At 57.9% G+C, this 9,283-nt stretch carries 8 protein-coding genes and 1 pseudogene; 3 read left to right on the top strand and 6 right to left on the bottom strand.

Features of this window, described 5'->3' with window-relative positions; translation table 11 throughout:
- From FOY53_RS22180 to FOY53_RS22170, 3 genes and pseudogenes are all read left to right on the top strand, one after another.
- Window positions 1–653: pseudogene (locus tag FOY53_RS22180) on the top strand (hypothetical protein); the annotation flags it as partial.
- Window positions 654–1,406: 753 nt separating this feature from the next.
- Window positions 1,407–1,811 carry a single-stranded DNA-binding protein gene (locus tag FOY53_RS22175; protein ID WP_008335991.1) on the top strand — a complete coding sequence of 135 codons (405 nt, stop codon included), beginning with the start codon at window positions 1,407–1,409 and terminating at the stop codon, window positions 1,809–1,811.
- Between the two features lie 178 nt (window positions 1,812–1,989).
- On the top strand, window positions 1,990–2,202 hold the full coding sequence (locus tag FOY53_RS22170; protein WP_146592476.1) for a hypothetical protein: 213 nt from the start codon (window positions 1,990–1,992) through the stop codon (window positions 2,200–2,202).
- Window positions 2,203–2,336: 134 nt separating this feature from the next.
- On the opposite strand, the gene FOY53_RS22165 is transcribed toward FOY53_RS22170, so the two are convergent.
- The 6 genes from FOY53_RS22165 to FOY53_RS22140 all read right to left on the bottom strand — a co-directional run.
- The gene (locus FOY53_RS22165) at window positions 2,337–3,659 is read right to left on the bottom strand and encodes an amidase (RefSeq protein ID WP_146592475.1); all 1,323 of its coding nucleotides are present in this window, start codon (window positions 3,657–3,659) and stop codon (window positions 2,337–2,339) included.
- 496 nt (window positions 3,660–4,155) lie between these two features.
- Window positions 4,156–5,697, bottom strand: a complete 1,542-nt coding sequence (locus tag FOY53_RS22160) for an amidohydrolase family protein (protein WP_146592474.1) — start codon at window positions 5,695–5,697, stop codon at window positions 4,156–4,158.
- Window positions 5,694–6,479 carry an ABC transporter ATP-binding protein gene (locus tag FOY53_RS22155; protein WP_146592473.1) on the bottom strand — a complete coding sequence of 262 codons (786 nt, stop codon included), beginning with the start codon at window positions 6,477–6,479 and terminating at the stop codon, window positions 5,694–5,696. The genes FOY53_RS22160 and FOY53_RS22155 overlap by 4 nt, the downstream gene beginning before the upstream one ends.
- Window position 6,480: 1 nt before the next feature.
- Complete coding sequence (locus FOY53_RS22150; RefSeq protein WP_222435328.1) at window positions 6,481–7,386, bottom strand: ABC transporter permease; 906 nt, start codon at window positions 7,384–7,386, stop codon at window positions 6,481–6,483.
- A gap of 14 nt (window positions 7,387–7,400) precedes the next feature.
- Window positions 7,401–8,432: an ABC transporter substrate-binding protein gene (locus tag FOY53_RS22145; protein ID WP_222435327.1), complete on the bottom strand. Its 1,032-nt coding sequence runs from the start codon at window positions 8,430–8,432 to the stop codon at window positions 7,401–7,403.
- Between the two features lie 546 nt (window positions 8,433–8,978).
- Window positions 8,979–9,283 (bottom strand): transposase domain-containing protein (locus FOY53_RS22140; RefSeq protein WP_246107516.1); only part of this gene is annotated, 305 nt, incomplete at its 5' end.

The raw sequence follows: 9,283 nt of genomic DNA, 5'->3' as shown, positions 1-9,283 counted from the left end.
CTCCACGCTGCCGCTCAACACTCAAACCCAACCGGAAGATTCCAGATCAAACCGGCCCTAACCGCGGGGGAAGGTCAGTGAAGCGAAATCCGACAGGCGAGTTGAACTACGACAACGTCGAAGTCGATTTGAGCCGTTCCATGGTCGATTTCCTTGTGCGGAGCGGTGATACGATGGAAATGATCAACGGTCGGCGCACGGTGCACCAAGTTGAAACAGGCTACGATCTTTTCATCCCCTACGCGCTCTTTGCGATGCTGGTTTCCTCGGACTTGGGTGGCATCATTCCCACGAAAAACGAGACGTTCACAGCCAAAGATGCAAAGACCGCTCGAAAGTTCGGGAAGTCCTGGATTCTAGGCGCGCAGAAATCCCATCTTACAATCCGCATTGGTCCGCAGGCCGCAGCTCACATGCAGGAGCGGCAGGCTCGCCTTGAGTTCGAGCGTCAGGTCGAGGACGGGCGAAGCGGCCCTGTTCGCCATTGGGTGAGCGAACATGAGCGGCGCTATCGCAGCGGTAAGGTTGTGTTGGTGAAGGGGCACCACAGAGGGCAATCGCCTGCGCCTAATCTGCCAACGCGTGTGATGGGGCCAAAACCCGAGGCAACGATTTTCGAGTTGGACGCAGTTGATCCGTCCGACCCAGACTGAACCCGGAGTTTTCCATGCAGCCATGTCGTCCGCCGTCAATCTATCGCCGCCACATCGACGAACAGCCGTAGTTTTCGGCCGTGACCGGACCAGGTTGGCGCCAAGAACTCAGGGTGCCGGAAATCCGACGATGTCGGCGCACAAGCGGTTTCCACTCTCCCCGATCAGTTCGGCCAGGAAGTGGTCCATACCATGGCGATGGCTTCCGCCTTGGTGCAACCTTTCGCCATCTGCCAATCCAAGACCGTGGAGATTGCCCCGGCGACTTCCTTCTGCATTTTCTGTACGCGTTGAGCGACTTCGTCCCGAGATCGCAATTAGCTATTGGGTGCGTACCGGGTCCTAGATGTTCCGGTATCGATAGCCTGTCGCGACAGGGCCCCGCATTTCCCAGCAGGCAGGGGCAGGGGGGCGAGAGCTGAGGACCGCCAATTTGGCCGCCAGCGGTGTGCCAGGCTTGGGGTAAAGCAGTCCCGATTGGCAAGGGGACATGGACTGGCATGGGCTCCCCGCATCTCTCTGTCTCCTGGGCCATCTCTTCGACTGACAATCCCTAATCCCGTTCGGTCTCCTGCGTGCAACCCCGCGTCAGTCCGGGCCGTGTTGGCCGCCTTTGGCGTCCTGCCCGCTCCACCCCGGTCTTTTGGGGGTTTCCGGCGTCTGTTCCGTCCACCGTGCACGCGTCACCCGACGGGCTTTTTCAGGGTCTTGTCGAAGGGACGGTCCCGAAGACAGGACACACAGGAGCTTATCATGCAGAACATCGTCATCCTCGCCGGCAACATCGGTCAGACCCCCGAAGTCCGCACCACCCAGAGCGGCACCAAGATCACCAACTTCAGCCTCGCTACCTCACGCCCCCGCCTCTCGGAAGGCCGAGTGATGCGAGACGAGAACGGCTACCGGGTTATGGACACCGAATGGCACCGCATCACCTGCTTCAACGGTCTCGGCAAGACGGTCGCTGAGCATTGTGAAAAGGGCATGAAGGTCCTCGTCCACGGCCGCATCCACTACACCAAGTGGATCGACAGCATGGGGAACGACCGCTACGGCTGCGAGATCATCGCCGAGAAGGTCGACTTCCTGAGCCGCCCGAAGTCGGCCGAGAACGAAAACCCCGAGCTGGTCGACCGCGATGACGAGATCCCGTTCTGAGTAACGGGGTCTCCCCACGGGTCCGGAGGGGAAACCCACCGGGCCCACCCACTACCGCAAGTTAAAAACTCTGACTGGAAATCGGGTGAGGTCTGCCCGATGATGCGCTACAACCAAACCGCACCACTTGTTGGGAGCCTGCCAGCTGGGCGTGATCTTGAATTTAAAGGATACTACTTTGGAAAGCGCGAATTTCAGCATTTTCTTAAACGCATTTTCAATTCTAAAGGCCGGTTATGCATCAAACCACGCTGAGATTTCTGACCTTGTCGAGGATGCTGAGTTCGATGAACATTATTCTCAGGAAATCATTCAGCGATCTCAACAGGCCCTGCTATCCCTGATTGCCCGCCTAGATCAAGAATTAGGCTGGTTGCCAGAGCTTAGCTAGAAGTGAGGTATGCAACCGAGGATTTTTGGTTCGGGCGATTCGTCCCCGATGAAATGTTACGTTGAGTTGTGGATCATCGTAGACCCATATTGGCACATCGATGCCGTTGGGGGCAGTCACATCCTCTAGACTCATCAGCCAAGGTCCTTGAGGATCGGTTCAAGCGCCATAGCAAGCCCCATCAGCTCTGCGTCGCAGCCTGCGCCCGCGATCAGTTGCAGGCCCAAAGGCAATCCGTTGCTGTCGGTGCCGCAAGGGATGGACAGGGCCGGAACGCCTGCATGATTGGCCTGTGGGGTAAATGCGGCGTGGCTACGTGGATTGGTGGGCTGGCCTGCGATCAAGATCGGGGCCAGTTGATCTGCGGCCCAAGCCGGACAAGGTGTCGTGGGCGTCGCGATCACGCCGTAGCGTGCAAGGGCTGCGCACAGCGTCTTGCGCATCCGGTGGCCTGCTTGATGCGCTGCGGCAACTTCGGCACCCGTCAGGGCCATGCCTGCGCTCAGTTGTGTTGCAAGATCTGGGTCGAACAGTTCGGGCGTTTTTTCCCATTCTGACTCATAAAGATGCGCAAGGCCCGCCCATTGCAGCGGTAAGATGTCGGTACCAGAGGTGTTTTCGGGCCAATCAATCTGAGCATCCACAATAGTGCCGCCGCTCGCGCGGACCCTTTCCATCGCCAAGTTGAAATTGCGCAAAACGTCGGGTTCCAAGGCCTGTCCGGTTCCAAATTCGGGTGAGGCGGCCAGCCGTATCTCTGACGGCGCGGTGGGCGTGACACCGGTTAACACCTCCATCGCCAAGGCGATGTCGCCCATGTCGCGGGCAATCGGGCAGACCACTGAGACGTCGCAGACCGGCTCTTCGAAACCGGGGCCATAGGGGACTAGATCCAGTGTTGGCTTCATCCCGACAATGCCTACATGCGCAGGCGGGCGTCGGCTGGATCCGCCCGCGTCCGTGCCAAGGGCGAGCGGGACAATCCCAGCAGCGACAGCCGCCACCGCACCACCAGAAGAACCGCCAGGCGTAAGGCGCAGATCGACCGGATTACGCGTGATCCCGTGCAGCGGCGAAAAGGTTGCTCCCTTGCAGGCGAATTCCGAACAGGTCGAGATGCCCAGCACCATTGCCCCTGCTTGGCGCAGCAGCGTCACGGCCTGCGCGTCCTCGGGCGCGATGAAGGTTTCAAACAGCTTTGAGCCTTGTGTAATGCGCAGGCCTTTCACCCATATGTTGTCTTTGATCAACACCGGCACGCCCGCCAGCGGCAGGATTTCACCGGCGGCCAGCCGTATGGCGACAGCTTCGGCTTCGGCCTCGAATGCGGGGTTGAAGAGGCAGATGGCGTTCAGCGCGGGGTTCTTGGCTTGGGCGACCGCGCGTATAGCTGCGGCGACCTCTTGCGGGGTGATCTGACCTTGGCCAACGGCGTGGGCCAGATCGCGTGCGGACATAATAGTTGGGGTCATGAGGCACCTTTGTGATGATCCGCCCAAGCGCGGGCGATGTCGCGACGCGCGGTGACATCCACGCACCGTAGTGGGTGGTGATCTGGGCAAGCACCGTCTCAAGCGTGCTGATGCGCGCGGGGCGTCCGATGATCCGCGGATGCAAGCCGATGGCATCAGGCGCGCCGCGTCTGCGTCTTCGGCGTAAAGACGGTCAAATCCTGCGATGGCACAGTCGGCAAAGTCGCACGCCGACACAAAGCCCCCTCCGGGCGAGAATCGAACGCCATTGGTACCAATTGCATAAGGCATGATCACGTGATCCCCCTGCAAGAAGGGGATATCGTCGCCATAGGCGCGGCTGTCATACGCAAAGCCGCCATGTTCCAAACAGCCGACGGTCCCGTGCGACCTGAAAGGCACATTGCGCATCCGTCTCAGTCGGCATGGTAGAACCTGCCATCGGGAATCCTTTGGAGGAAAGTCAGCGTGGGTCTTTTGGCTACGTTCGAGATGACCCCAGATAGAACGGCGCACGATCAGGCTCCGACCCCAGATAATCTGAATAAAAAGCTTCGACTGCGCCAAAGACCCCGTCGCGCAACCGTTGGCGCGCACGCTCACCTTCGCTGCGCGGTGCAGCCAGCGCCTTGGCAATCTCGGCGAGAATGGCGTCACGATCGACCTTGGTGAACTTGCCATCCTGATAGAGAATTTCACCATCCACCATGACCGCATGTACGTCCTTGGTTTTCGCGCGGGAGATCAACGCATCCAGCGGCGGGATATCCGGATCCTGATAGGGATAGGTCGCGCTGTCATAGTCCAAAAGCACCGCGTCCAGTTTCCGCCCCGGTTCCAACCGGCCAATTTCTGCCCCGAATGCTGTGGTCATGGCACCATGCTCCGACGCCATGCGGAACACCTGGGTGGCGGTGGGCACTGCCGCCGGATCCATGCCTGGAACACGATGAACCGTCAGCGCCATGCGCATCTCCTGCAGCATGTCGCGATCCTCGTTGATGCCGGCTTCGTCCATCCCCATTCCGACGGTCATTCCCCGTTTTTGCAGCATCATTATGGGCAGAACCCCAGAGCGCAGTCGAAAATTCGACGAACAATTGTGGCAGACGCAGGTGCCGGTATGCGCTGCGATCTCGATATCTTCCTCGGTCATCCAAACTCCATGACCAAGCGTCAGTTTCGGGCCCAGAATGCCAAGTTTTTCGAGATGTTTGACGGCCGTGGTTCCGGTCCTGCGCTTTGCATATTCCTTCTGATAGGCTGTTTCCAGCAAATGCATATGCATCGGCATCCCTGTGGCGTCCGAACGCTCCTTCATGGCAAGAAGACCCTCATCGGTCATCCAGTGCAAATTGGCCGGCGCCAACTGGATCCGCGCGCGAGAGTTTTCGTTGGCATCGGTGAGTTCATCAAAGAGACGCATGAAATCGTCAAAACTCATGGCCTGATCAGCCAGATGCGCGCCCATTGCCTTGGCCAGATCCGGGGGGAGGCGGCGGCAGAAATCTTCGTCGGCTTCATAGACGAACCGGTTCTGCTCGCGGACGGCATAGCAATAGGACACACGCATACCGACTGCCTCGTACCCCGCGAGCACACCACTGGCGGATGCGTGAACCCTACCGTAGTCGCCCCCCGCCCAGCCCTGAATATGCTGAACCGTCGTGACCCCGGACGAGATCATCTCGAAGGCTGAAAACAGCGTGTCGAGCATGGGATCAATATCGCGCATCGACAGTCGAGCAGCAAACCAAAGCTCAAGCGCATAATCCGGCGCACCGTGCTGAAGCGGGGTAATCCCGAGATGATGATGGCTGTTAACCAGCCCTGGCATCATCAGATGGTGGCCATACTCTGTTTCTGCGGCGCCGGTATAGGCTGCGCGGATATCCGCGGCAGGCCCGACGGCCAGGATAACGCCATCCTCATGGGCCAGGGCAGCATCTTCGATAATCATCGGCTCTGTTTCGGATTTTGCGCCTTTGACAATCCATCGGGCGGAGATAATTTTAATATTCACGACAGTTCCTGTTGCTTGAATGCTTTTGTGACTTCTTCGTCCAGCAGCGCCTCGCAGCGCTTTGCTAGCTCAATCATTTCAGGTGCATACCGATCGCGCGGTCGTGGCATGTCGATCTTGATCTCGTCCTTGATCTGGCCGGGGCGCGCTGTGAAAACAATGATCCGGTCGGCCAAGGCCAGGGCCTCTTCGATGGAATGGGTCACCAGCAGAACCGAGGCGCCGGAGCTTTGCCAGATATCAAGCAGGTGGTCCTGCATTCTGGCGCGGGTCTGGATATCCAGCGCGGCAAAGGGCTCGTCCATCAGCAGGACTTTGGGGTCCATCGCAAGCGCACGCGCCAAGGCTGCCCTTTGGCGCATGCCACCGGACAATTCATGCGGACGCCTGTCGCCAACGCCACCAAGCCCGACCTGACGCAGCAGGGCGTCGATCCGCTTTGTGCGTTTTTCCGGGGCCATCCCCTTGATGGTCAGGCCAAATCCCACATTGTCGCGCACAGACAGCCAGGGGAAAAGAGACGCTTCCTGAAAGATCAGGCTGCGTTCGGGGGAAGGTTTCGTGATGGGCAAACCATCGAACGTCACAGATCCGCCCGTCGCATCCTCAAGCCCGGCCACGATATACAAAAGTGAACTTTTCCCGCAGCCGGAAGGACCCAGCAGCACTACAAATTCCCCCAATGCGACATCAAGCGTCAGATTCTGCACCGCGGGCATAGGCTCTGGCCCGTCCGGGTTCCAGACCTTTGAAACGTTGGAGATGGATAATCCCAGTGTCATGTCAAAGTCCCCCTACATTGCTGGGGCCGATCCACCACAAGATACGTTTCTGGATCAGCCGCAGGGCCTGATCAAACGCAAACCCGGCAAGCCCGATCAGTGTCATGGTGAAGAAAACAAGGCTCGCGTTGAACGTATTGCGCGCCATCATCGTAACCTGCCCAAGGCCTGATCCAACGCCAACCGCCTCGGCAATCAGCACAACCATCCATGCTGCAAACAGATTCATCCGAAGGGTCACAAACAGACCCGGCAAGATCGCGGGCAAAATGACCCCCCAATAGATTTGCCGCTTGGAGGCCCCCATGACCCGAGCCAGTTGAATGTAATGTGCGGGCACTTCGTCGATCTGCGAAAGGGTCGCCAGAACCATAATAAAAAAGATCGCAACAAAGACCAGGAAAATGGCCGGCGGATTTCCGATGCCAAAGATAAAGATCGCAACAGGCAACCAAGCCACCGGCGAAATCGGCGCCAACATCGTGACAAGAGGCAAGACCAACTTGCCGAAAACATCGAAATACCTGATCGCCACACCCACCGACACGGATGCGACAAAGCCAAGGCTCAGCCCAAGCAAGACCCGGAAAGACGACCACCCGACCACCCCGAGCACCGACCAGACGGACCCACCGGAACTGAGTGCACCAGCGCGCTGCCCGTTGGGATCAAAGAACCGAAACTGTTCCGGCATGTTGGACAGGAAAATATGTGGAGGTGGCAGCAGGAGGGGATTTGCCCACCCCCGCCACCACGCCAATTCCCAAATTCCGACGAACATCCCCAGCGAGGCGAGAACCCAGGTGACCGAGGCCGCTTTGGCCCGAAGTTTTCGCAGCGGATGATCCCTCGAGACGCCATTTCTGTCTTGCGTCCGTACGGGTGCAGGGCTTGCCTGGTCGGTCACTTTGATTCCTCCAATCAGGCGGACTTGAGTTTCAATGCGCCATACAGATCAGCGTTTTCGGCAATAACCTCTTCCAGCAAGCTCCAGTTCACGGCGCTTTCAGGCAATGTGTTTTTGACATAGCCCATCTTTTGCATCGAAACCGAACGGTCGGTGAAAAAGCCGGTGTTGTTACGTTGGTCGATCATCACAGGCTGACGCGATTGCGCCAGTGTTAGCGCCTCAAGCGAGGTTTTGTAGTACGTTCCGACCGTATCAGCCAAAGCCGCATCGACGTCCTGCTCGGATTGCAGTTGCGCTGTCATCATCGCTTTGATCACCGCTTTGACAGCCCCGGGGTTTTCTTCGATTAGCGGAATGCGCGCCGCCAGAACGCAGTCCGAATACTGCGGACCGTAAAGATCCAGACCATCGGTCAGGACAGTGGAGCCCGCACGTTCAGACAGGCACTGGGTTGCATAAGGCTCAATATGACTGACAACGTCGATCGCTCCGTTGATAAACGCAGCAGCCAATTCCGGAGAGGTGTTCAGGTACACCATTTCGACGTCCTGGAACGACAGCCCCGCCTTGGTCAGAAAATCATACGGCAGCACTTCCAGCGTGTCGGCCTGAAATGTTCCGATTTTCTTGCCCTTAAGATCTGCAGCTGTCGTGATCCCTTCGGACCCGACCATGATACAGCCTTCGACACCTGCACCCGCCACGATCTGAACCGGCGCGCCTGCGTCGACCAGAGTGATGTAATTAGAGTACGGGATGACCGAAATGTCGACCAAACCTGCCCCGAACAAGGTCACCACATCTGTCGTTGTGGGTGTGACAACAAAATCCAATTCAACCCCATCTGCGGCAGCCAAGTTGCGCTCCTTGGCAAGGAAAATACCAAGATTGCACAAACCGCTGCCATGTGTGGCTTTAATCGTCGTCATGCCTTGTGCCGCAGCGGGACCAGCCCCCACTAGCCCAGCCAAAGACGCAGGAAGGGCAAACCCGGCAGCGGCGGCGGCGCCGCCTTTCAGAAACCCCCTACGGGAGGCATCCATGATGTTCTTGTAGGTATCTCCACATCTTTCACACATTTCATCGACCTCTCTGTAAAAGCACAGACGACAATACTGCTGGGAAGATTTTGTGTTTGGACCCGCCGCGTGCCGTCGAATATTGGTATGGCACGCCAACCAAGTTGGATGCGAGAAGCCGAACTTTTGGTTCTCGATGCGCTGAACTCAGAGTGAGTTACGCGCCGAAGTTCTTCAAAACTGAATACGTACTCCGCTAGGTGCGAAGCGTCAGAAAGCTATGAATTTTTGCAATCATTAAAGGCGTGCCAAAAATTTGCGCAGAATTTCGACGGAGAAAAGGGCGGTTAGAACAGAGGTGGTCCTGTTTTTTCTACCAGTGAACTGGCACCTCTTTTGCCCGGACACTCAGGCATAACCATGGAGGCTTAGGGATAACCGTAAGCACGTGCTGATGTCTGACTATAAGATCATCTCCGATGCTGGCCGCCGACGTCGCTGGCCGTCGGCCGCGAAGCTGCGGATTGTGGAAGAGACGCTGGACGGTAAGCGCCCCGTTGATACCGCAGCTTACGCGGCTTGACTGGCCATTGCTGATGCCAGCGGCGCCCAATTCCACGGCAGCAGCTCATCCAGCCTGTTGATCTTGTGATCGTGGATGCGGTCGAGAATGTCAGCCAGATAGGCCCGCGGGTCGAGACCGTTCAGCTTGGCCGTTTCAATGACAGTCATCGCGCGTGCGAGGGTTTCCGCGCCGGTATCTGCGCCCGCGAAGAGCCAGTTTTTACGTCCGATTCCCAGTTCCCATTCATTCTGCCCATGTCGGGCAGGTTTATCGGGTTCATTATCGATGGCATGCCTATTTTGGCGCGGAC

This window comes from Puniceibacterium confluentis (genome assembly GCF_007923445.1).
Taxonomy (GTDB): Bacteria; Pseudomonadota; Alphaproteobacteria; order Rhodobacterales; family Rhodobacteraceae; genus Puniceibacterium; species Puniceibacterium confluentis.
Note: the sequence above shows the minus strand (reverse complement) of the source record. Positions and strands in the feature narration are given on the sequence as shown.